The 20,762-nt window shown below is 64.5% G+C and carries 18 protein-coding genes; 9 read left to right on the top strand and 9 right to left on the bottom strand.

The window, feature by feature from the left end:
* Positions 1 to 27: 27 nt before the first annotated feature.
* Entirely contained in the window at positions 28 to 459 is a 432-nt protein-coding gene (locus tag NH396_RS08065) for a hypothetical protein (protein ID WP_253062848.1), read from the bottom strand.
* Positions 460 to 464: 5 nt separating this feature from the next.
* Positions 465 to 1,013, bottom strand: coding sequence for a hypothetical protein (locus NH396_RS08060; protein WP_176675999.1), 549 nt, complete (start codon positions 1,011 to 1,013; stop codon positions 465 to 467).
* Positions 1,014 to 1,500: 487 nt separating this feature from the next.
* Here NH396_RS08060 and betT point away from each other — a divergent pair, with 487 nt between their 5' ends.
* The 3 genes from betT to NH396_RS08045 all read left to right on the top strand — a co-directional run bounded on the left by betT (position 1,501) and on the right by NH396_RS08045 (position 5,674).
* Entirely contained in the window at positions 1,501 to 3,498 is a 1,998-nt protein-coding gene (gene betT / locus NH396_RS08055; protein ID WP_176675998.1) for a choline BCCT transporter BetT, read from the top strand.
* A gap of 365 nt (positions 3,499 to 3,863) precedes the next feature.
* On the top strand, positions 3,864 to 4,343 hold the full coding sequence (locus tag NH396_RS08050) for a Dps family protein (RefSeq protein WP_166019656.1): 480 nt from the start codon (positions 3,864 to 3,866) through the stop codon (positions 4,341 to 4,343).
* Positions 4,344 to 4,561: 218 nt separating this feature from the next.
* Positions 4,562 to 5,674, top strand: coding sequence for a phosphatase domain-containing protein (locus tag NH396_RS08045; RefSeq protein ID WP_253062846.1), 1,113 nt, complete (start codon positions 4,562 to 4,564; stop codon positions 5,672 to 5,674).
* 145 nt (positions 5,675 to 5,819) lie between these two features.
* On the opposite strand, the gene NH396_RS08040 is transcribed toward NH396_RS08045, so the two are convergent.
* From NH396_RS08040 to rmuC, 5 genes are all read right to left on the bottom strand, one after another.
* Complete coding sequence (locus NH396_RS08040) at positions 5,820 to 6,293, bottom strand: DoxX family protein (protein WP_253062844.1); 474 nt, start codon at positions 6,291 to 6,293, stop codon at positions 5,820 to 5,822.
* Between the two features lie 93 nt (positions 6,294 to 6,386).
* Positions 6,387 to 7,193: a DNA-binding domain-containing protein gene (locus NH396_RS08035; protein WP_253062842.1), complete on the bottom strand. Its 807-nt coding sequence runs from the start codon at positions 7,191 to 7,193 to the stop codon at positions 6,387 to 6,389.
* Positions 7,190 to 8,116, bottom strand: a complete 927-nt coding sequence (locus NH396_RS08030; protein ID WP_253062840.1) for a DUF692 domain-containing protein — start codon at positions 8,114 to 8,116, stop codon at positions 7,190 to 7,192. The genes NH396_RS08035 and NH396_RS08030 overlap by 4 nt, the downstream gene beginning before the upstream one ends.
* 109 nt (positions 8,117 to 8,225) lie before the next feature.
* Positions 8,226 to 8,522, bottom strand: a complete 297-nt coding sequence (locus NH396_RS08025) for a DUF2282 domain-containing protein (RefSeq protein WP_043333233.1) — start codon at positions 8,520 to 8,522, stop codon at positions 8,226 to 8,228.
* Between the two features lie 324 nt (positions 8,523 to 8,846).
* On the bottom strand, positions 8,847 to 10,733 hold the full coding sequence (rmuC, locus tag NH396_RS08020) for a DNA recombination protein RmuC (RefSeq protein WP_253062838.1): 1,887 nt from the start codon (positions 10,731 to 10,733) through the stop codon (positions 8,847 to 8,849).
* A 215-nt stretch (positions 10,734 to 10,948) separates the two neighbouring features.
* On the opposite strand from rmuC, the gene NH396_RS08015 reads away from it, so the two are divergent.
* Both NH396_RS08015 and NH396_RS08010 read left to right on the top strand, forming a co-directional pair.
* The gene (locus NH396_RS08015; RefSeq protein ID WP_253062836.1) at positions 10,949 to 11,536 is read left to right on the top strand and encodes a type 1 glutamine amidotransferase domain-containing protein; all 588 of its coding nucleotides are present in this window, start codon (positions 10,949 to 10,951) and stop codon (positions 11,534 to 11,536) included.
* A 405-nt stretch (positions 11,537 to 11,941) separates the two neighbouring features.
* Positions 11,942 to 12,355, top strand: coding sequence for a hypothetical protein (locus NH396_RS08010; protein ID WP_253062834.1), 414 nt, complete (start codon positions 11,942 to 11,944; stop codon positions 12,353 to 12,355).
* Between the two features lie 133 nt (positions 12,356 to 12,488).
* Here the strand turns inward: NH396_RS08010 and NH396_RS08005 are convergent, their stop codons facing one another.
* Positions 12,489 to 13,955 carry an aminoacyl-histidine dipeptidase gene (locus tag NH396_RS08005; RefSeq protein WP_253062832.1) on the bottom strand — a complete coding sequence of 489 codons (1,467 nt, stop codon included), beginning with the start codon at positions 13,953 to 13,955 and terminating at the stop codon, positions 12,489 to 12,491.
* Between the two features lie 355 nt (positions 13,956 to 14,310).
* Positions 14,311 to 16,602 carry a GNAT family N-acetyltransferase gene (locus NH396_RS08000; RefSeq protein WP_253062830.1) on the bottom strand — a complete coding sequence of 764 codons (2,292 nt, stop codon included), beginning with the start codon at positions 16,600 to 16,602 and terminating at the stop codon, positions 14,311 to 14,313.
* A gap of 365 nt (positions 16,603 to 16,967) precedes the next feature.
* On the opposite strand from NH396_RS08000, the gene NH396_RS07995 reads away from it, so the two are divergent.
* The 4 genes from NH396_RS07995 to NH396_RS07980 all read left to right on the top strand — a co-directional run bounded on the left by NH396_RS07995 (position 16,968) and on the right by NH396_RS07980 (position 20,609).
* Positions 16,968 to 17,528 (top strand): iron transporter, encoded by a 561-nt coding sequence (locus NH396_RS07995; RefSeq protein WP_054555234.1) that lies wholly within the window; start codon positions 16,968 to 16,970, stop codon positions 17,526 to 17,528.
* 177 nt (positions 17,529 to 17,705) lie between these two features.
* Positions 17,706 to 18,137 (top strand): cupredoxin domain-containing protein, encoded by a 432-nt coding sequence (locus NH396_RS07990; protein ID WP_253062828.1) that lies wholly within the window; start codon positions 17,706 to 17,708, stop codon positions 18,135 to 18,137.
* Positions 18,138 to 18,213: 76 nt separating this feature from the next.
* Complete coding sequence (locus tag NH396_RS07985) at positions 18,214 to 19,074, top strand: FTR1 family protein (protein ID WP_253062826.1); 861 nt, start codon at positions 18,214 to 18,216, stop codon at positions 19,072 to 19,074.
* Between the two features lie 41 nt (positions 19,075 to 19,115).
* The gene (locus NH396_RS07980) at positions 19,116 to 20,609 is read left to right on the top strand and encodes a 4Fe-4S binding protein (protein ID WP_253062824.1); all 1,494 of its coding nucleotides are present in this window, start codon (positions 19,116 to 19,118) and stop codon (positions 20,607 to 20,609) included.
* The last annotated feature ends 153 nt before the right edge of the window (positions 20,610 to 20,762 follow it).

Raw genomic sequence — 20,762 nt, 5'->3', positions numbered from 1 at the left:
TGCGTGGGGTTGCCATGCGCGGGGCGGTCACGGTGCGCCGATCACCGGCACGGTGCGCGCATCCAGGGCCACGGCGACCTCCACCAGCAGGTTGTCGAGGCGGCCCGGCGCGATATCGGCACCATTGCTGTCACCGCTCACGCTGAGACGAATCTGGCCGTTGACCTCGCTCACCCAGGCTTCCAGCGCCAGCGGCGGCCGGGCAGCGTAGCTGGCATCGAGGCGCTCGAGGTCCGGGTCGGCGCGCTCGATGATGAAGCCACGCTCCGCCAGCGTCGTCAGCAAAGTGACGAAGACCTGCCGGGAGCTCAGGGTGCCGCTGTTGGGGGCGATCACCGCGGTGCGCGAGTCAGGTGCATGGGTCGGCTGATTCATGCAGCCACCCAGCACCAGCAGGCCGGCGAGCAGCGTCGCAAGCCCCAGACGTTGCCACAGCGAGCGTGGAGATACCTTGCACATGACCATCAGCGAACCTCCCGTGGATCACGACCCGCCAGGGCGGCCTGCAGCTGACGCTCGATCTGGCGGCAGCTGTCGCTGTCATTGTGAGGGCGGGCATCGATGACGTAGCCGCCCTGATTGATGACCTGCTCATCGCGAATCACGCGTACGCGCTCGTCCGGCGCGACCAGCGAGATGCGCTCGAAGCTGATCGGGTCATCGCGAAAGGTGTCATTGCCGACGCCCACGCCGAAATCATTGCCCGCCGCGACGCCATAGCCCACCGAGAAGCCGATGCGCGAGCCGAAGGGCCCATCGATCGCGCCCAGCCCCGGCTGGTCCACCTTGCGCTCACCTGTCACCAAGCCCAGCGACTGCTCGCTCTCGCGAATCTTGTAGCCACGAGCCTCGACGACCTGCGCCGCGGCACGCAACCACTGATTGGCATCGCCCTCACGCGGGAAGATGCAGGCCTCTGGCAGGCCAGCGCTGTCATTCGCGGCCAGCGGGTCCTTGCCGGACAGGGCCGAGCAGCCGCTCAGCAGCATCAGCCCCACTGCGAGCAATGTCATGCGCGGCAGTCGCGAGCGCGCTGATGTGTCAGCCACGCTTGGGCGTGCGGGATAATCGGGAAGTCGATGGAGCATGCGAACGTCTCCGGTCAGCCACATGAGCGAACACATCATCATGATTTTCACACCATGAATCGCGCCACAGGCACTAGACTGACACATAGGTCTTGTAGGATTTCTGCACAATAATGGTATCGAGACACCTGAATACCCTGGATGCAGGAAGCCTCATCTTAGCGCCCAGCCATGCCAGCGCCTACCGTATCCAGCACCCGACAAGGCGCGATGAGGCCGCACCGCCATTGCCAACTTGCCCGAGACTCGCGAGTCGTCTGTCCTTTCAGGGCGGCTCACCCGGTGCGCGAATCGCCCATCAGCCTGTGCAACACCGGTTACATATGGAAACGATATCGCGCGGACAATTCACGACGCTACAGGTTCAATAAGTTACCATTATCGACGAACAGGCAATCAGGGAGTTAAATTTATGTCAGAAAATGCCGACCAGCCCACGGTCGCGAAGATCAATCCGCCAGTCTTCTTCGGCTCCGCCGGGGTGATTCTGGCCTTCGTGATCTTCACGGTGGCCATGCCGGAGACCGCCCAGACCATCTTCGGTCACGTCCAGTCCTGGATCATCGACACCGTCGGCTGGTTCTACCTGCTGGCCATGGGCGTGTTCGTGATCTTCACGCTGGGGCTCGCCTTCTCACGCTATGGCGACATCAAACTGGGGCCGGACCATTCCGAGCCTGATTTCAGCTACAGCTCCTGGTTCGCGATGCTGTTCTCGGCGGGCATGGGCATCGGCCTGATGTTCTATGGCGTCGCCGAGCCGGTCTTCCACTTCACTTCACCGCCCGTGGGCGACGCCGGCACCGTGGAAGCCGCTCGTGAGGCCATGAAGACCACCTTCTTCCACTGGGGCATCCATGCCTGGGGCGTCTACGCCGTGGTGGCGCTGGCGCTGGCCTACTTCAGCTTCCGCCACAACCTGCCGCTGCGCATCAGCTCGGCGCTGTATCCGCTGATCGGCAAGCGCATCCATGGCTCGATCGGTCATGCCGTCGATATCTTCGCCGTCTTCGGCACCATGTTCGGGGTCGCGACCTCGCTGGGTCTGGGCGTGCTGCAGGTCAGCTCCGGTCTGCATTATCTGTTCGACATCGACAACAGCCTGACGACCCAGATCATTCTGATCGCCATCATCACCGGCCTGGCGACCATCTCCGTGGTCATGGGTCTGGACGGCGGCATCCGTCGTCTCTCCGAACTGAACCTTGGCCTAGCGCTGGCGCTGATGCTGTTCGTGCTGTGCGTGGGCCCGACCATCTTCCTGCTGCAGACGCTGATCCAGAACATCGGTGGCTATCTCAGTGAAGTGGTCGACAAGACCTTCAACATGTTCGCCTATATCCCGGAAGAGGGTCCGTCCAAGTGGCTGGGTGGCTGGACCCTGTTCTACTGGGGCTGGTGGATCGCGTGGTCCCCGTTCGTGGGCATGTTCATCGCGCGTGTCTCGCGTGGCCGCACCATCCGCGAGTTCGTCTACGGCGTGTTGTTCGTGCCGATGGGCTTCACCTTCCTGTGGCTGACCTTCTTCGGCGACAGCGCCCTGCACATGCTGCTGACCGATACCGCAGGCAACCTGGCGGAAGCGGTCTCCGCCGATGCCTCAGTGGCTCTGTTCAAGTTCCTGGAGCTGTTCCCGTTCGGTAGCGTGACTTCCCTGCTGGCCACCCTGCTGGTGGTGACCTTCTTCGTCACCTCCTCGGACTCCGGCTCGCTGGTCATCGACATGCTGACCTCCAAGGAAGGTGACGAATCACCGGTCTGGCAGCGTGTGTTCTGGGCCTTCTCCGAAGGCTTCGTCGCAGTAGCTCTGCTGATGGCCGGTGGCCTGGGGGCTCTGCAGACCGCCTCACTGGCCTCTGCCCTGCCCTTCGCGATCATCCTGATGTTCGTCTGCTATGGCCTGCTCAAGGCGCTGCGTCTGGAGGGCGTCAAGCAGCGCTCCATGCAGCATCTGAGCAACACGCCGGGCCACACCGCCGCCGGTGCACGTAGCTGGCAGAAGCGCGTCCAGACCCTGGTCGAGACGCCGCGCCAGAAGAATGTGGAACAGTTCGTCGTGGATGTGGTGACACCGGCGCTGGCGGATGTCGCCAAGGAATTCGAGGCCCAGGGCCTGGATACCCGCGTCAATGACGAGGAAGACCGCAGCTATCTGCAGGTCAGCCACGGCGAGGAAGTCGACTTCGTCTACGGTGTGCGGGTGCGTGAATACGCAGCACCGGCCTTCGCGCTGCGCAACGTCAAGCGCAAGGGCACCAGCGACGTGGAACGCCAATACCGCGCCGAAGTCTTCCTGCGTGAAGGTGGCCAGACCTATGACGTCATGGGTTACACCAAGGAGCAGGTGATCGGCGATGTGCTGGACCAGTACGAGAAGCACATGCACTTCCTGCACATGGCGCGCAACTGACGCCTGAGCGTTGCAGAGGTGATGACAGCTGATGACATGGCTGTCGCAAAGGCCCCGCCCCGTGCGGGGCCTTTGCGTATGAGGCCGAAATCAGAATGTCCTGGCCGACGGCATTGACTGCAATATCCGTGTGCGACCTTGAAAACCGCGTGCGCGCACCACATGTCTTTCCAAGCATTCATCTACGGCTTGAGGGTGGCGCGCCGGCGCGCGATAGGGGTGGCCGATGAGGGCGATACAGTGAATTCGTTACCCTGCATCCCGACCAGCCTCTACACTGGTGGCATACTGGCAGCACGGCTCGCCACCTGCATCTCCACTTTCCCCACAATGCCGTTCACTTCACATTTTTCAGGAGAGTCTTCATGTCCAACGATACCAATGCCATCGGCCTGCACACTGCCAGCGCCACTCAGCTGGCCGAGCACCTCAACATCCTGCTGGCCAACTACCAGACCTTCTACATGAATGCCCGTGGCTACCACTGGAACGTGAAGGGCAACCAGTTCTTCGAGCTGCACGTTAAGTTCGAGGAAACCTACACCGACCTGCTGACCAAGGTCGACGAGATCGCCGAGCGTATCCTGACCCTGGGTCACGAGCCGCTGCACGCCTACAGTGACTACGCACGTGTCGCCACCATCAAGGAAGACACCCATGTCAGCGACGGCACGGCTTGCATCAAGGGCCTGCTGACCGGTTACAAGTCCCTGATCGAACTGCAGCGCGAGATCATGTCCGTCGCGTCTGACGCCGATGATGAAGGCACCGCTTCACTGGTCGGCGACTACATCCGCGAGCAGGAAAAGACCGTGTGGATGCTGTCCGCCTACCTGGGCGAGTAAGTGCTCCAGTCGATGCAGCGCCAGGACATGACAGCGCGGATCTCTGATGCGGCTCCTGCCTGACGCTGTACTTGACTGACACTGTACTTGACTGACACTGGGCCGCGAGGCATTCGCGCAGTGTGAACGCCGCCTTTCGACCCTGCTCACGCGGGACTCGGAAGGCGGCGTTGTCATGTGGCCATGAAGGCCCGCCAGATACCGACCAGGAGGGTTGCATGTCACTGCCGCTGACACATCTGCTACGCAAGCTGCTGCATGTGGCTGCCAAGCCCATGCGCCACGCCCAGGGCAAGGATGGCTACGTCATTCACGCCTACCGCGGCTATGGCTCGCACAGCGAAGCCTTTCTGATGGGGCGCATCTTCCGCCAGCCAGGCTCACGCAGCCAGCTGGCCCCCGGTGCCGGGCGCGACCTGATGGATGTCGGTCGTCGCATGCTGCGCTGGGGCAAGAGCGGCGTCGAAGTAGAGGTCGCGCTGGGGGACAACCGAACCACCGCCATTACCGACCGCGATGGCTACTTCAGCGTGCATCTGCCGCTCGATGCGCCGCTGGAGCACCAGGGCCAATGGCATACCGCCCGCATCACGGCATGTCCGCCAAAGCAGCCCCCGGTGGAGGGCGAGGCGCAGGTCTATCTGCCGCCCATCAGCACACGCCTCGGGGTAATCAGCGATATCGACGACACCGTGATGTACACCGGTGTCGCCAACAAGCTCAAGATGCTTTATCGCCTGTTCATCGAATCCGCCGAGCGGCGTACCGCCTTCCCCGGTGTGGCCGCGCTCTACCAGGCGCTCCATGAGGGTGATGACGGCCAGCAGCAGCGCCCGCTGCTCTATGTGTCGCGTGGTCCGTGGAGCATCTACGAGATGCTGGAAGTCTTCTTCCAGCACAATCGCATCCCGGTCGGCCCGATCCTGTTCCTGCGCGAGTGGGGGCTGACCCTGCAACGCCCGCTGCCCAGACGCTCCGAAGACCACAAGCAGGCGCTGATCGAGAAGATGCTCGGCCTGTATAACGAGATGCAGTTTCTGCTCATCGGCGACAGCGGCCAGCATGACCCGGAGGTCTACGCCGAGGTCGTGCGCCGCTATCCCGGTCGCATCTGCGCCATCTACATTCGCCAGATAGGCGATTCGGACTCGCGCAAGGCCGAGCTGGACCAACTCGGTGAGGAGCTGGCCGCTCTCGGCTGCGTGATGCTGCTGAGCACCGATAGCCTCGACATGGCGCACCATGCGCATGCCAACGGCTACATCGATGCCGCCAGCGTCGAGATGGTACGTGCCGAGATCGAGCACCAACTCGCCGACGAGCCGGCCTGAGCGCCTCGCTAGTCAGCGGATAGATAGCGGCACTATCGCGGTACTATCGCGGCTCTACAACGCAAGACGGAGACCCCAGGGTCTCCGTCTTGCGTTGTGCGCGACTGATATGAGCCTCACCGAACGACTCTGCCGAATGACGGCCTCAGGCGATGCGTGAGCGAATCAGCCGATCGAGCGACAGGCGTCCCGGGCCTTGCAGCACCAGCACCAGCAGGCTGGAGAGCCACAGCCCGTGGGTCACCCAAGCATGGGGATAGACGAACAGCTGGATGGTCAGCGTCATGAGGGCCAGCCCCAGCGCCGCGAAGCGCGTCCCCAGCCCCAGCCACAGCATCAGCGGGAAGAGGTGCTCGGCGATGGTCGCAAGCCAGGCGGCCAGTATCGGCGAGACCAGCGGCAAGGCGTATTCATGCTCGAACAGGAAGAAGGTGCTGTCCTTGATCGAGAAGCCGTCGACCTTGGTCTGCGCCGACATGAAGAACACGGCACCGACCACGATACGCATCAGGATCAGTACCGCATCCATGCGCAGGTTTTCCAGCCAGACGAACACTTTCAGGACCTGCCCCGCCACACCGTTGCGAACCGCAGGCGTCGTTGATGATTCAAGGCTCATGATGAGAACTCCTCAAGAGTGCGCCAGGGCGCGAAGGGTCGGGCAGAAAAGACCCGTGCAGGATGGAACAGAGCAAGAAGCCGCCGAGCAGGATCAGGTCGGCGCGCGAAAGGCACCACTTGCCAGCAGGGGGGCCAGCAGCGGCCCCAGCTCCTGCTCGGGGTGCGCGTCCGCGAGCCGCGCTGCCGAATCCGCCAGCGTCTGCCCCGCCAGCAGCAGTTCGAGCAGCAAGGCAGCGGCCTCGCACAGCACCGTGACCTGCACCTCCAGCGCCGGGCGCGTGATCAACACCTGCTCCGGTCGTGCGATATCCAGCCCTTCAAGCGTCGCGCCGGCATGCTGATGGCGCTGCCAGATCTCGAGCACCGCATGTTCCAGGCGCAGCAGGCATGCCGCGGGGTGCGCCGAGAACCTGAGTTCCATCACTGCCTCAGGCGGCAATCCCGCCAGCTGTGTCGGCACCAGGGCCTCGGCGTCCGCCGCGTGATAGGCCACCAGACGAGCGGCCTCGAAGCGTGCCAGGTCCACCGCATAGAACGGCAGCTGAGCGGCCGACACCTGACGCGTCTCGACCAATGTGGTCAGGGTCACGTGCAGGGTCTCGGCAAGCCCGGCCCCGTACTCCATCATCAGCGGTGAGCGCGGCAGATGTTGGCGGGAATGATCATGGGCCAGGGCCGCAAAGAAGCGCTCGCCCACCACCTGTCGGGTCACCGGATAGGCCTCTTCCAGCGCACTGATCAGGCTGGCCCAGACATTGTTGCGATAGACATCGAGGCGCTGCTGATGGCCTGCCTCGATACCCAGAAGCGCAGCATCGGGCTGGGTGAGAGCCTCGATGAAGGCGCGCTGCCAGTCGGGCTGGTGACCAGCGCTGGCATGCCGCTCGAGAGAGGTCATCGGTCGCCCTCCATGCCGGAGCGCGTCAGCTGCTGCGCCCGTGTGCTGTGCAGCAACGCCTGAGCGCGCGTGGTCTGCCCCAGCAATACCTCCAGCGCCGGCACCTGGGTATCCCATTCAATCAGCGTCGGACGCGGCCCGATGCGATTGATGAAGTCGGCATATAGCTCCCAGACCTCATCACAGACCGGTGCACCATGATTGTCGATCAGCAGACCCTCACGCGTATCTTCGCCATGCCCCGCCAGATGGATCTCCCCGACGGCGCGGGCCGGAATGGACTCCAGCCAGGCCGCGGGATCGATACCGATGTTGTGCGCCGAGACGAAGACATTGTTGACGTCGATCAACAGACCGCAGCCACTGCGCTCGACCAGGCGAGTAAGGAAATGCGTCTCGGGAATCAGTTCCGCCCCCAGCTCGCGCGCATCGAAACGCAGATAATGGGCGGGATTCTCGATCAATACCTGACGGCCCAGGGTGTCCTGCAACTGCATCAGGTTATCGCTGACCCGTGCCAGCATCGCGTCCGTCAGCGGTACCGGCAGCAGGTCGTTGTAGAAGTGGCCGCTATGGCCGGCCCAGGCCAGGTGTTCTGACACGCTGGTGGGCGGGTGACGCTCGCAGAGCGTTCTGAGGCGCGCCAGATGCGTGGCATCCAGCGGGCGCTCCGATGCCAGCGACAGGCCGACACCATGAATCGAGAGCGGATACTCCTGCAGCGCATCCAGCCGGGCATGAGGTGCCCCGCCGGCGCCCATGTAGTTCTCGGCATGAATCTCGAGAAACCCCAGCGCCGGACGCGACGACATCAGCTCACGCACATGCTGCGCCTTGAGGCTGATACCGACGGCCATCTCGTCGAGGGACGGATAGGCCGTACCGAAATCCGGACTGCCGGAGGAAGGGGGTGGCTGGTGCATGAAGACCTCTCGAGGCGGCGGACGTCCGGTGGCGGCGTGGCGCCAGGCCACCGGACGTCAAGTTCGGGGGATGCCCGGGAAAGCCCGAGCCAACCCCGACGCGTGATGCTTACTTGATCTCTTCCAGGCTGCCGGTGCCGTTGGGCGTCTCGATGGAGGTGCAGGTGCCTTCCGGCACCAGCTTCCAGGCATTGCCCTGATAATCGACGGTCGAGGTCCCGGCACACGAAGTGCCCGGGCCTGCGGCGCAGTCATTCTCACCGGCCAGCGACACGCCGTAGCACTTTTCCATGCCCGCCGCGTGGGCCGGGAGGGAAACGACAGCGGTAGACAGAGCGACAGCGGTTCCGAGCGCGGAAGCCAGGGCAAAAGCGGTCTTGGCGGACTTGTTTGTCTTGGTAGACATGGGCACATCTCCTGAGAAAATGCTCTTTAATGAGCCAAACGTTATTTATCTATCACTTTCGCCCCTGCGCTGCGGGCTCAATCCAACTTACGGGGGGCTTGAGAAGATGGATGCAGAAAAGATCGAAATTATTGCCGCGACTCGACAATATCGCGCTGACCGCACTCCCCTCACCGCATGTGGAGACGATACCCCGCGCTTGCGTTGACCTCGCCATGCAAAAACGCCAGCGGCCCCATGCAGGGGCCGCTGGCGTTGACTGTCATCTGCTGTCTGAGGGGCTGACATAACGGCTGTCTGCCGAGCTGTCGCCGATGAAGGCGATCAGCTATCGCCCTGCCACTTGCGCTCCATGAGCTCCCAGCGCGAGAGCGACGCAGGCGCCTGGCCTGCCTCGGCATCCAGTGCTTCGGCACCCGAGGCTTCGGCGCCCGGCGACCCGGCGACCCTGCGTCCGGCGTCCGGCGCTCCGGCGTCCGGCGTTCCGGTGACACCCCGGCCTTCACTGGCTGCCGCTTCTTCGCTGGCAAGCGGCTCGGGCGCGGGCTGGCGATCAAGCGCCGGCGGCGCGGATGTCGATGGCTGATCCAGTGACTGCTCGGGTTGATGCAGGGTGTCACGCGACTGGCGCACCAGCGTCTCCGGCAGCGGCTTCTTCATGCGCGCGCCGAGTTCCAGCAGCTCCTCGGCACGGTTGATCAGGTTGCCGCGCCCGCTGGCCAGCCGCTTCATGGCGGTATCATGCGCCTCACGCGTGCGCCCCAGCTGTGTGCCGAGTTCCTCGAGGGATTCGGCGAGGCCACGGAACTTGTCGAGCAGTGCTCCGGCGCGCTCGCCGATCACACGCGCATTGTCGTTCTGGCGCTCCAGACTCCACAGACTCGCCACGGTGCGCAGGCTGGCCAGCAAGGTGGTCGGCGTCACCATCACCACCCCCTGGGTGAAGGCGTCCTGGAACAGGCTGTCATCGTGTTCGAAGGCCAACGCGAAGGCCGGCTCCATCGGCAGGAACAGGAACACGAAGTCCGGCGAGCCCAGCCCCTCGATGGCGGGATAGTTGCGCCGCGCAAGCCCGGTGACATGGCCGCGCACCGAGGTCAGATGCGCGCGCAGTGCGCGTGCTCGCGTCACGTCATCCTCGGCGTTGACGTACTCGGTATAGGCGGTCAAGGAGACCTTGGCATCGATGATGAGATGCTTGTTGTCCGGCAGGTAGACGATGGCATCCGGACGCTGGCGACCGCCCTCGCCGGTGAATGACACCTCGCGCTTGAACTCGATGCCATCACGCAGACCGGAGCGCTCCAGCACGGTCTCAAGAATCATCTCGCCCCAGTTGCCCTGCATCTTGCTGTCGCCCTTGAGCGCCCGCGACAGGTTGGCCGCTTCCTCGGTGATCTGGCGGTTGAGCCCCGCCAGCTGGTCGAGCTGACTCTTGAGGCTGGTGCGCTCGCGCACCTCCTCGCCATGCAGCTGCTCGAGGCGCTGACGGAAGTCGCCGACCTGCTCACGAAACGGCTTGAGCAACTGCTCGAGCTGGGCGCCACTGGCGGCGGTGAAGCGCTGCTGGCGCTCCTCGAACACCTTGCCCGCCAGCTGCTCGAACTCCTGACTCAGGCGCTCGCGCGACTCGTTGAGCAACGCCAACTGCTGCTCGTGATGGCTGGCCTCCTGACGCTGACGCGTCACCAGCGAGGCATGGGTCTCGCGCAGCTCGGCGTAGCGCTCGGTCAGTGTCTCGAGACGCTCCTCGCGCTCCAGCAGCTGCGCCTCCAGCACTTCCTGCTGGCGGGTCAGGCTGCGTGCCAGCGTCTGCTGCTCACTCAAGGCGCGTGACTGTTCATCCAGGCGCCCCTGCAGCGATTCGCGCAGCGTGGCGAGTTGCTCCGTCAGGGCATCGCGTGCCTGGCGCGCCTCCTCCAGCGACTGGCTCAGATAGCGTTGCTGCTGCTCCGCCTGCTGCCCATCCAGCGCGGCACGTTGCTCGACCAGGGCCGCCTGCTGCTCGGCCTGTTGCTGACGCTCACGCGACTCGTCCAGCGAGGCCTGCCACGTCTGCTGCATCGATTGCTGCTCCTCCTCACTGCTCTCCTGCAGCGCAAGGAGCTGCTCGCGGGTTCGCCGCCAGCCCAGCCCCAGCATCAACGACAGCATCAACAGCACGCCGACCAGCAACCACATCACGGCGGAGGATTCAGAAAGCAGCGACATCGGGCACTCCATGGCCTGTGAAAACGCAGCGGGGTTACCCCCTTGAAAGTCAGTATCGCGCATCCATGTCTTGAGTGTCAGGGCACGGAAGGATGGGGATTGCCTGCCATCATCGAGCGGCGCTCACTGCGGTGAGTGGCGCACGCCAAGAGCAGAATTCTCCCCTTCTCTGCCCAGCACGCTCGCAAGAGCCGAAGCACGGAAAGGAGATTCGCATGACACAGCAGACCGATCAGCAGACACGTCAACAACTGCAAGGTAAGCGCGTGGCCATTCTCGCGACCCATGGCTTCGAGGAATCCGAGCTCGCGGTGCCGCGCGCCGCACTGCAGGAGGCGGGCGTCGAGGTAGACATCGTCTCGCCGGAGAAAGACGGCATTCGCGCCTGGGCCGAAACCGACTGGGGCGAGAAATATCAGGTCGACACCCTGCTCAGCGATGCCAGCGAACACGACTATCACGGCCTGGTGCTGCCGGGTGGCCTGTTCAATCCAGATACTCTGCGTCAGGACGAGAGCGCACTGAGCTTCGTGCGCAGCTTCTTCCAGGCCCACAAGCCGGTCGCCGCCATCTGTCACGCGCCGTGGATCCTGATCGATGCCGGTGTCGTCGAAGGCCGTCAGATGACCTCCTTCCCCTCCGTCGCACAGGACCTGAAAAACGCCGGTGCCGAGTGGCAGGACAGCGAAGTGGTGTGTGACAGCGCGCTGGTCACCAGCCGCAAGCCAGCAGATCTCGATGCGTTCAACGCCAAGCTGCTCGAGGAACTGGCCGAAGGCAAGCACCAGCATCAGCACGCCTGAGGTCGCAAGCCAGAGATCTGCAAGATAGAGATCCGCAAGCTAGAGAGCCGCATGCTCTTAGGCTTGAACAGACAGACGCCCCTGCCACTTCGGCAGGGGCGTTTTCGTTGTCTCAAGGACGCAATCCGGTGCCTTGGTGGCAGAAGTGAAGTGTCCTCGCAGCACTGGCTGAACCACTCACCTCCGAGGTTCGTTGGCCACTCTGTAGCCATGCATCTCAGAACCCTATTGCGAGCAACCACTTACGCTACAGGCAACGCAATCTGGACAACTCAGTACCACGACTACACACCGAGCGACGCACGGAGACATTAGCGAACGCCTTTCGTAAAAGACGCTGCGACACGATATTCTGACGACAAGGATCCTCTTGGGTGACTGACCGACCATACGGGAGACCGCCCCATGCATATCTCGACCTTGACCACAGCCCTTGCATCTCTGCTGCCCTCCCTGCTGCTGGGACTGACGCTGATATTCGCCACGCCGACGCTGGTCGCCGCGGATGATCGCCATCGCGCACAGGGCCAGCACGGCGAGCGCCACAGCACGCCGCAGAGTCGCCACGAGGCGATCAAGCGCCGCCACCTCAGGATGTTCGACGAGCCGCGCGTGGAGCGCCATCACTCGCGCCAGCATTCCCATCATGACATCCGCCGCCATGTCCCCAAGCGCCGCTACTATCAGCATGGGCGTATTGAACACGACCGCTACCGCCCGTACTACTACCGGAACCATGACTCCGGTCGGCATGCTATCCGCCGCTACCATAACGGCGTGAGCATCGGCATTCCGGCGATCCGCATCAATATCAACTGAAGCCGCGCACTCTCATCAGGCCAGGCCAGCGCCTGATGTCCAGACATGACGACGCCCAGAGATGACGACGCCCCCGCAGGCTGACCTGCGGGGGCGTCGTTCGTCTACATGACGCCTCTTACCTGTGAGTTGCTCAAGCGGCCCTGGCAGGCTCGGCCAGTTCCGTGATCAGGCCCTTGAGCACCTGCCAGAATTCACCGACCGACTCGACCTCGACCCGCTCGCTGGGCGAGTGAGCGCCGCGGATCAGCGGCCCGAAGGAGATCATCTCGAGCTGGGGATACTTGGCCCCGAGGATGCCGCACTCGAGCCCGGCATGGATGACCTTGATCTCCGGCGCACGGCCAGTGACGCTCTCGTGCAGGCTGCAGAAGCGCGCCAGCAGCTGCGCATCCGGCACCGGCTGCCAGCCCGGATAGGCATTCTCGGCCGCGGTGGTCGCGCCGATCAGCGCAAAGAGCCCACGGATGCGTTGCTCCATCATGGTCACGGCATCATCACGCAGCGAGCGCACCAGCGCGCAGAGATGGAAGCGCCCCTCGCGCAGCTGCACCACGCCGAGGTTGTTGGAGGTTTCCACCACGCCTTCCACCGCCGCGCTCATGCGCTCGACCCCGTAGGGCGCGGCATCCAGCGCCGCGACCAGCCGCTGGGTGTCCTCGACGGACAGAGCATTCTCGGCGTTGCCACGGGTCACGCTGAGCGCGACATCCGGGTCCGTCTCGCGCAGCTCGTCGCGAATCTGGGCCTCGAAGTCCGCGAGGCGCTGGCGCGCGGCGGCGACGCGCTCGTCATAGATCACCACGCCGACCGTGGCCTCACGCGGCAAGGCGTTGCGCAGCGTACCGCCAGACCAGCTGACCAGACGCGGCTTGAACTCGGCCAGCGCGACCAGCGCGCGTGACATCAGGCGATTGGCATTGCCGCGCCCACGATGGATATCGAGCCCGGAATGGCCGCCGACCAGGCCACCGATGGTCAGCTCCAGCTCCGCTTCGGAATCCTTGAGAGACGAGGTGGCAAACTCGTGATCAACATTGATGTCCGCGCCACCGGCACAGCCGATATAGACCTGGCCGCGGTCCTCCGAATCCAGGTTGAGCAGGTAGCGCCCTTCCAGCCAGTTCTCGGCCAGATTCAGCGCGCCGCCCATCGAGGTTTCCTCCTCAAGGGTGAACAGCGCTTCCAGCGGACCGTGCATGAGGCTGTCATCTTCGAGAACGGCCAGCGCCGCCGCGACGCCGAGACCGTTGTCGGCCCCCAGAGTGGTGCCGCGCGCCTTGAGCCAGCCGTCTTCCAGATAGGTATCGAGGGAATCACGAGTGAAGTCGTGATCACTGTCGCTGGCCGCCTGGGCGACCATGTCGAGATGGCCCTGCAGCACGATGCCCGCTGCGCTCTCGTGGCCGGGCGTGGCGGGCTTGCGCAGACGCAGGTTGCCGAAAGCATCGCGATCATGGGCGAGACCATGCGCTTCGGCCCAGTCGATCAGATAGGCCACCAGCGCGGCTTCATGCCCGGACGGGCGCGGGATATTGCACAGAGTGCGGAAATGACGCCAGAGGATGGCGGGGTCCAACGTATCGATATGCTCATTCATGGCGAAGATTCCTGTTCTTGTCATCAATGAGCATACGGAACAGCGGACGGGCGTGGCTAGGGGTTGTCGACACCTGTCGATCAGTGACTTCGAATATGCAAGGATGACAATCACGATCCTGCTGACAGCTGCATGCCATTCCCCACCTTCATCGGAGCCTCTATGCCTCGTCGACTACTGCTGCTGACCGCCATCTCCGCCACTGCCGGCCTGCTGATGCTGAGTGGCTGCTCGCCGATTCCTGACATGCCCGGCCCGATCGGCATTCCGGGCCTCTGAGCCACGCCCGGCCGTTTTGCTCTTGTCAGACAGGCTTACCGATGCTCATGTCAGATGAGCTTGTCAGACGGCCCTGTCATTCGCGCTTTTCGATCAGGCGCCCGGCGGCCGCTCGGCACCAGCGATCCCGCGCCTTGCGGCCCACGATGCCCAGCCCCTGGGCCCAGCTGATGAAGGCAGGTGCATCCTGTCCGCCCAGCGCCAGCACCAGGCCGTGACGTGACGCCTCATCGAGTCGTGAAGGCTCACAGGCCTCGAGCGCTGTCTCGAGCCACGGCCGCACCAGCGCCAGCCCCCCGCCACCACGCCGATACCAGTCCAGTCGCTGCGCGCATGCGGCTGGCGTCAGCGTGGCCAGGTCATTCTCACTTCCTCGCTGCCACAGTCTGTCGGCCAAGGCGGGCGGCAAGCCGTGCAGCTCATGCTTCAGCAGGCTGGGCAGCAGGCGCTGGAAGTCCTGCTGCAGCGCGCCCAGCAAGGCATCCTGCGCCAACTGCCCGCGCGGTGCAGATTTTCCACTCCCGCTTTCGCCGATGGCCTTGCCCATCATCACCGCGTGCTCGCCACTGGCGGCATCGCGCTTGAGGCCCATGCGCAGCGGCACGAAACCCTGCGCCTGCCAGAAGGCGACCAGATCGGCCTCGGCCCCGAAGCTGGTGCCGAGTCGCGTGACACCTGCCGCCAGTGCCTGCTGTTCCAGCGCCTGGAGCAGGCGCGCGCCCTGACCACGCCGCCACAATGCGGGATGCACCGCGATACGCAGCACCCGCCACCAGCGGGCTTCGGCGGCGCCCTGATGGCCTGCATGCGCCGCCAGCGACTGTGCCAGCAGGTGCCCACGCGGACGCCGCTTGCCGCACCAGATGTCATGCGCTAAGGGCGTCGGGAAGCCGCCCTCCTCGACGGCGGCCACCACCCCCAGCCAGGCATCACGCCCAGTCGTGTCATCGCGCTGACGAATCGCCATCAGCGTGAGCCCCGGCGTGTCGAGCAGCTGGCGCAGGTCCGCCGGTGTGGTGCGGTAATGCGCCTGTACCAGCAGGCCGAACAGCTGCCGCAACGCCGCCTCATCACGTGCCAATGCATCACGCTCCAGTACGACAATGTCGCAGCCCTCCAGCCACTGCTGAGCATTCTTCGCGCATGACTCAGGCAGCTCAGGCAGCTCAGGCAGCTCAGGCAGCTCAGGCGGCTGCGCCGAGAGCAGCAGCAGGTCATCGGTCAATGCTTCCAGAGGGTCGCCGGGCGCCCAGCGCACGGGCGTCGTCATCTCCAGCGCCTGCCAGCCGGGACATTGGCGCTCGAGATGATGACGAAACCGCAGCTGGAAGCCGCGCCCGGTGCCTTCATAGCCATGCACGGTGGTGGCGAAGGCGATGCGCGGAAAATGCGCCAGATAGCCTTTCAGCAGTGGCGTGGGGATGGCGGCGGCTTCATCGACGAACAGCCGCGGCAGCAGCTCATCGTGACAGGCAAGGCGAGCCGCCTCGATGGCATCCGGCGCCAGAAAACGCAGCTCACCGCCGGAAGCCGTGTCGTCATCCGCCTGCCCAGCCGGCAAGCGAAAGACATTGCCCTCGCGCTGCCCCCGGGGCAGCAGGGCCGCCAGGCGTTCGAAGATCGCGCTGACCGCCGCAGGGCGCGGTGCCGTCAGCCAGACATCCTGTCCCGCTGCCAGACAGCGCGCCGCCGCGATGCCCAGCGCGCCACTCTTGCCACGCCCGCGATCGGCGCTGATCACCACGGGTCGCGCAGGCGCCAATGCCTCCAGCGCAGCCACGCTGGCGGCCTGGTCCGGCGTCAGGCAGTCGCTGTCGGCGATGGCGTCTGATCGCGCCGCCTGATTACCGCTATCCAGCGATAGCGCAGGCAGGTGTCCGCCCTGTGGCCAGTGCAGCACACTGGCGTGCGCTGAGAGGCGGCGTGCCAATCGCGCCAGATAGCGCGCCGTCAGCTGCTCCCGCGCGAAGGGCCAGTGGGCCAGACGCGCATGATCGCCATCCGGCACTGGCGCAGGGTCTGCCGCGGCCCAGGCAGCAGGCGTCATCAGTACCAGCAGGCCACCCGTCTTCAGGGCGCCGGTAACGGCGCCGAAGGCATCGGGGTCGAAGCCCGTCGCCGGCTGCGCCGCATCGAAGATGACCAGTGACTGCTCACCACCCAGCTGGGTGGCGGCCTTGGCCATCGCCAGCGCACGCATGGGCTTCGCGCCCGCTGTCGACAAGGCTTCACCTGTGCCCAGCCACAACGGGGCAGTCTCACGCGCTGGCCATAGCTCGCAGATTGCCTGCGCGGCGCCGGAGGGGTCATCGCCACTGATCCACAGGCAGGCACGCTGACGCCGCGCGAGCAGATGTTGATGCAGCACTCGGCACCACGCCTCGAGAGCGGGCAGGTCAATGCGAGAAGGAGAATCTGAAGGAGGAGTCGTCATGTCGCGCAGCATGCCGCATGGCAGCGCGCCAGACCAGATGGCGCGAGAAAGTCGCGAGGCAGCCGTGTAGCAATCGTGAGGCCGTTGCAAGAAAGCCGCGATCTGCCCGGCGCTGCCGCCCGGCCTGTCATTCGCCCCTGTTACTTGAGAAGAAGCTCGTGCTTACTTGAGAACAAGCTCATATTAAAACAACGCCCCGTTGCAAGATGAGCAACGCAAGCGGCGCAGGGATGAGAATAGTTATATTTAGGCTTATCGGGATAATGAAGCTCCACTTCCCATCATTGCGAGTCCCCCCGATGCCACAGCGTCACTCCCTTACCACTGCTCTGCCCCGCGCGCTCAAGCCTTGCCTGCTCGCCCTGAGCCTGGCGGCAACGTTCGTGGCGGGTCAGGCCTCGGCACTGGAATACCCGATCGGCACGCCGGTCAAGGAAGGCGGCATGGAAATCGCTGCCGTCTACCTGCAGCCGGTGGTGATGGCCCCGGCCGGCAAGCTGCCGGCCAATCAGGCCGATATCCACCTGGAAGCCGATATCCACGCGCTGATGGAAAACGACAATGGCTTCGCGCCGGGCGACTGGATTCCCTACCTCGGCATTCACTACACCCTGACCAGGCAGGGTGGCGAGGCGCCGATCGAAGGCGAGCTGGTGCCGATGATCGCCAATGACGGCACCCACTACGGCAAGAACGTCAAGCTGGATGGCCCGGGCAAGTACCACCTGACCTTCGAGATCCAGCATCCGGACATGCCGCGTCATATCGACAAGGAAACCGGCGTCGCCGAGTGGCCGCAGACCATCACCACCGACTATGACTTCGTCTATGCCGGCGTCGGCAAGAAAGGCGGCTACTGAGCGCCGCTCTGCCCTTACTGCATGCCCCTGAATGTCTGCATTCCGTGAGGCGGCCTTTGCCGCTTGCTCCTTCGATGGCCGCCTGTGCTGACCTGCACTCGCGGCCATTGGTCGCTCTACCGCCAGCGCCTTGTACTGGTGTCAGTGTGCGCTTTTCCTCATCGTCCGGAGTGTCCCATGCGCCTGACCGCTTTCCTGCCCTCCCTCTTGCCCTCTCGCCTATCCTCTCACTTGCCTTCTCGCCTGCCCCGTCGAGCAAGCGCCCAGCTGCCCGCGCTCGCCCTGTTGCTAGTAGCTGTCCTGCTGCTCGTGGCCCTGCTGCCTAGGCCGGCGGCCGCCAGCGACATGCCGTCCTACGACCTGACCCTCGACAACGGCAGGCTCACTCCTGAGGTCCTTGAGGTGAAGGCCGGCGAGAAATTCGTCATCCAGCTGCACAACGCGGGCAATACGCCGGCCGAATTCGAGAGCAACTCCTTGCGCAAGGAGAAGGTGCTGGCACCGGGCGTGAAGTCGTTCGTCGTCATCCATCCGCTGCGCGCGGGCAGCTATGACTTCTTCGATGATTTCCACCTGCCGGACGCGCGTGGCAAGGTCGTCGCCGAATAAGCTCGGCCACCCTGTGCCAATGACGTCTTTTTCGTCATCGATGGCGCGCACCGATCGTCAGTAGAAGAGAGTCCGCATGTTTGATCAGATCCTGTTTATCGTCTGGCGTGAAAGCGTCGAAGCCATTCTCGTCATCGGCATCATGCACGCCTGGCTGGTGCAGTCCGGTACCCGCGCGGGCCTGCGCTACCTGTGGGGCGGGGTCGTCGCCGGCCTGGTGCTGGCCGGCCTGATGGGGGCAGCGCTGATGGGCGCCAACACCTGGCTGACCGGCATCGCGCAGGAGGTCTTCCAGGCCGTACTGGTATTGACCGCCTGCCTGTTGATCACCCAGATGGTGCTGTGGATGCGCACCAAGGGGCGCACGCTCAAGGCAGAACTCGAGAGCGGCCTGGCCAGCGCTGTCTCCTCCGGCAGCTACTGGGGCGTGGCGACGCTGGTCGCCATCGCCGTGGCACGTGAAGGCGCGGAAACCGTCGTCTTCCTCTACGGCATGGGCGCCGCCAGCCTGCAGTCCGGTGGCATCGCCAGCTTCGCGCTGGCCGCAGGCCTCGGCTTCGCCCTCGCGGTAGCCACCTTCATGGCGCTGCAGCTCGGTTCACGCCTGTTCTCGTGGAAGCTGTTCTTCCGCGTGACCGAAATCCTGCTGTTGCTGCTGGCGGCGTCACTTTTGATGTCGGGCCTCGAGCAGCTGATCGGCCTCGGCTATCTGCCGGCGGGCCTCGACCCGCTGTGGGATTCCAGCTGGCTGCTCGATGATGGCAGCGGCCTCGGCGGACTGCTGGCGACCTTCGCCGGCTATCGCGCCTGGCCTGCCACGACGATGGTGGTCGGCTATCTCGGCTACTGGGTCATCGTCATAGGCCTCATGAAGCGTCAGCGCAAGAGGGAGCGCGTCGACCAGCGCCGCCAGCTCACTGCCCGCGCGCGCAGCTGAGTCCTGTTCACGCGATCTGCCAGTCAGGAGAAACGATAGTCATGGCCAATTGCGGCTCCAGCCCCCACGGTGACATCAGCAACCTCATCGCCAGTGATGGCGGCACCTCGCCGGGCCGTCAGGCCACGCGTATCGCGCGCTTCGGACAGGCGATGCAGCAGCGACGTGACCTGATCCAGCTGGTGCAATGGCTGGTGGTCGGCATCTATGCCTTTCTGCTGGTGGTGCCGGCCCTGTTGCCACTGCCGGATTACCAGGCGCATATCCTCACCAACCTGACGGTGTTCGCCGAGTTCGTGTTCTGGGGGCTGTGGTGGCCCTTCGTGCTGATCAGCATGGTGCTGATGGGCCGCGTGTGGTGCGGTGTCTTCTGCCCCGAAGGCACCCTGACCGAAGCCGCCAGCCGCATCGGCCTCGGTCGCCCGATTCCCGGCTGGATGCGCTGGGGCGGCTGGCCCTTCGTGGCCTTCCTCGGCACCACGCTCTATGGCCAGCTGGCCAGCGTCTATCAGTACCCGCTGGGCGCACTGGTGGTGCTGGGCGGCTCGACGGTGGCCGCGATCACCGTCGGGCTGATCTACGGCAAGGGCACCCGCGTCTGGTGTCGGCAGCTGTGTCCGGTGAATGGCGTCTTCAATCTGCTGGCGCGCCTCTCGCCGACCCACTTCCGCACCGACCAGGCGCGCTGGAACGCTCACAATCAGGCTGTCCGTCAGGGCAACGCCGTGCGCATGTACGCCCCTGACTGCGCGCCGCTGATTCCGCTCAAGCAGCTCGACAGTGCCGGTGACTGCCATGTCTGCGGACGCTGCAGCGGCTACAAGGACGCGATGCAGCTGGAGTGGCGTGCGCCGGGGGTAGAGCTGGTCGAGCCGCCGCAGCCGGTGCGCTTCACCCACTACTCGGTGCTGGTGTTCGGCCTGCTCGGCATCGCCATCGGTGCCTTCAGCTGGAGCGCCAGCCCGTGGTTCGTCGCCCTCAAGCAGCAACTGGCGGTCTGGCTGATCGAGCACGATCTGATGTGGCCGCTGACCACCACCCTGCCCACCTGGATTCTGACCAACTACCCCGAGCACAACGATGTCTTCAACCTGCTCGATGGCAGCCTGATCACGCTGTGGATCGTGGTTGGTGGCGGACTGCTGGGCGCGCTCACCAGCCTGCCGCTGCTGCTGGGCAACTGGCTGATGGGTGGCAAGGCGACGCTGTCACGCCTGTGGCATCTCTCGCTGAGCCTGATTCCGCTGGGCGGGCTGGGCGTGTTTCTCGGCCTCTCCGCCACCACCATGACGCTGCTGCGCGGCGACGGCATCAACCTCAGCTGGGCCAATGATCTGCGCGCCACCCTGCTGGCACTGGCCTGCCTGTGGGGCCTGCGGCTGGCCTGGCGCATTACCGGTGAGCAGCGCAATGGTGAACAGCGCAACGGCGGCCTGCTCGCAGGCAACACTGCACGGCTGATCGGCACCGCGAGTGTCGCGCTGGCCTGCCTGCCCGCGCTGGGCATCTGGTATCTGATGTTCTGGGGCTGGTGACGCCCTGCTGGCTGAATGCTGGCTGACTGACAGAGGCTCATGGCCTGACACACCAAGGCTTGAAAGACCAAGACCCGCCGATTGGCGGGTCTTGGTCTTTCAGCGACTTGCGGCGTTTTCTCAAACTACGATCAAGGAGCCTTCAAGGCGCCA

The organism is Cobetia sp. Dlab-2-AX, assembly GCF_024124625.1.
GTDB lineage: Bacteria > Pseudomonadota > Gammaproteobacteria > Pseudomonadales > Halomonadaceae > Cobetia.
The sequence above is the reverse complement of the archived record's forward strand: the minus strand, read 5'-3'. Positions and strand labels throughout refer to the sequence as shown.

Excerpts from the sequence above, each read along its gene's own strand:
- NH396_RS07995 (WP_054555234.1), top strand. The coding sequence starts at position 16,968 with ATGCCACAGCGTCACTCCCTTACCACTGCTCTGCCCCGCGCGCTCAAG.
- rmuC (WP_253062838.1), bottom strand. The coding sequence starts at position 10,733 with ATGTCGCTGCTTTCTGAATCCTCCGCCGTGATGTGGTTGCTGGTCGGC.
- NH396_RS08025 (WP_043333233.1), bottom strand. The coding sequence starts at position 8,522 with ATGTCTACCAAGACAAACAAGTCCGCCAAGACCGCTTTTGCCCTGGCT.
- NH396_RS07980 (WP_253062824.1), top strand. The coding sequence starts at position 19,116 with ATGGCCAATTGCGGCTCCAGCCCCCACGGTGACATCAGCAACCTCATC.
- NH396_RS08065 (WP_253062848.1), bottom strand. The coding sequence starts at position 459 with ATGTGCAAGGTATCTCCACGCTCGCTGTGGCAACGTCTGGGGCTTGCG.
- NH396_RS08010 (WP_253062834.1), top strand. The coding sequence starts at position 11,942 with ATGCATATCTCGACCTTGACCACAGCCCTTGCATCTCTGCTGCCCTCC.
- NH396_RS08005 (WP_253062832.1), bottom strand. The coding sequence starts at position 13,955 with ATGAATGAGCATATCGATACGTTGGACCCCGCCATCCTCTGGCGTCAT.
- NH396_RS08050 (WP_166019656.1), top strand. The coding sequence starts at position 3,864 with ATGTCCAACGATACCAATGCCATCGGCCTGCACACTGCCAGCGCCACT.
- NH396_RS08035 (WP_253062842.1), bottom strand. The coding sequence starts at position 7,193 with ATGACCTCTCTCGAGCGGCATGCCAGCGCTGGTCACCAGCCCGACTGG.
- NH396_RS08060 (WP_176675999.1), bottom strand. The coding sequence starts at position 1,013 with ATGACATTGCTCGCAGTGGGGCTGATGCTGCTGAGCGGCTGCTCGGCC.
- NH396_RS07985 (WP_253062826.1), top strand. The coding sequence starts at position 18,214 with ATGTTTGATCAGATCCTGTTTATCGTCTGGCGTGAAAGCGTCGAAGCC.
- NH396_RS07990 (WP_253062828.1), top strand. The coding sequence starts at position 17,706 with ATGCGCCTGACCGCTTTCCTGCCCTCCCTCTTGCCCTCTCGCCTATCC.
- betT (WP_176675998.1), top strand. The coding sequence starts at position 1,501 with ATGTCAGAAAATGCCGACCAGCCCACGGTCGCGAAGATCAATCCGCCA.
- NH396_RS08045 (WP_253062846.1), top strand. The coding sequence starts at position 4,562 with ATGTCACTGCCGCTGACACATCTGCTACGCAAGCTGCTGCATGTGGCT.
- NH396_RS08030 (WP_253062840.1), bottom strand. The coding sequence starts at position 8,116 with ATGCACCAGCCACCCCCTTCCTCCGGCAGTCCGGATTTCGGTACGGCC.
- NH396_RS08015 (WP_253062836.1), top strand. The coding sequence starts at position 10,949 with ATGACACAGCAGACCGATCAGCAGACACGTCAACAACTGCAAGGTAAG.
- NH396_RS08040 (WP_253062844.1), bottom strand. The coding sequence starts at position 6,293 with ATGAGCCTTGAATCATCAACGACGCCTGCGGTTCGCAACGGTGTGGCG.